This is a genomic window from Kitasatospora sp. NPDC094015 (genome assembly GCF_040304075.1).
Taxonomy (GTDB): Bacteria; Actinomycetota; Actinomycetes; order Streptomycetales; family Streptomycetaceae; genus Kitasatospora.
On the sequence record NZ_JBEOUL010000094.1, the window covers coordinates 1 to 1,058 of the forward strand.

1 protein-coding gene is annotated in these 1,058 nt (G+C 72.3%); it reads right to left on the bottom strand.

Translation table 11 applies throughout. The features are described 5' to 3' along the window. Positions 1–966: sulfate adenylyltransferase subunit 1 (locus tag ABT014_RS34520; RefSeq protein WP_350643822.1), on the bottom strand; the 966-nt coding region annotated here is incomplete at its 3' end. Positions 967–1,058 lie beyond the last annotated feature (92 nt).

The window sequence follows — 1,058 nt, forward strand, 5'->3', positions numbered from 1 at the left end:
CGCGATGAGGTCGCCGCGGGAGATGTCGATGTCGTCGGCGAGGCGGACGGTGATGGATTGGGGGGCCCAGGCGATGTCCGTCGGCCGGCCGAGGGCGTCGATGGCGGCGATGGTGCTGGTGTGGCCGGAGGGCAGCACGGTGACGGGGTCGCCGACCCGCAGCACGCCGGAGGCGAGCTGGCCGGCGTAGCCGCGGTAGTCGCGGTGCTCCTCGCTCTGCGGACGGATCACGTACTGGACCGGGAACCTCGCCGGCTCCTCGCCCGGGTCGGTGCCGACCGGCACGGTCTCCAGGTGCTCCAGCAGGGTCGGGCCGCCGTACCAGTCCATGTGCGCGGAGGGGACGACGACGTTGTCGCCGGCCAGCGCGGAGATCGGCACGGCCACCACGTCACGCACGCCCAGCGAGGCCGCGTAGGCGGTGAACTCTTCGGCGATCGCGGCGAAGACGGGTTCGGCGTGGTCGACCAGGTCCATCTTGTTGACGGCGAGGACGACGTGCGGGACGCGGAGGAGGGCGGCGACGGCGGCGTGGCGGCGGGTCTGTTCGACGACGCCGTTGCGGGCGTCGACCAGGACGACGGCGAGTTCGGCGGTGGAGGCGCCGGTGACCATGTTGCGGGTGTACTGCACGTGGCCGGGGGTGTCGGCGAGGATGAAGCGGCGTCGGGGGGTGGCGAAGTAGCGGTAGGCGACGTCGATGGTGATGCCCTGTTCGCGCTCGGCGCGCAGTCCGTCGGTGAGCAGGGCGAGGTCGGGGGTGTCCTGGCCGCGGTTGCGGGAGGCGTGCTCGACGGCCTCCAGCTGGTCGGCCAGCACCGACTTGGAGTCGTGCAGGAGGCGGCCGACCAGGGTGGACTTGCCGTCGTCGACGGAGCCGGCGGTGGCGAAGCGCAGCAGGGCGGTGGCGGCGGCGTCGCCGAAGGGGTTCTCGGCCGTCGGGTCGGCCTGCAGGTCGGTCGGCATGTCTAGAAGTACCCTTCGCGCTTGCGGTCTTCCATGGCGGCTTCGGAGAGTTTGTCGTCGGCCCGGGTGGCGCCTCGTTCGGTGAGGCGGCT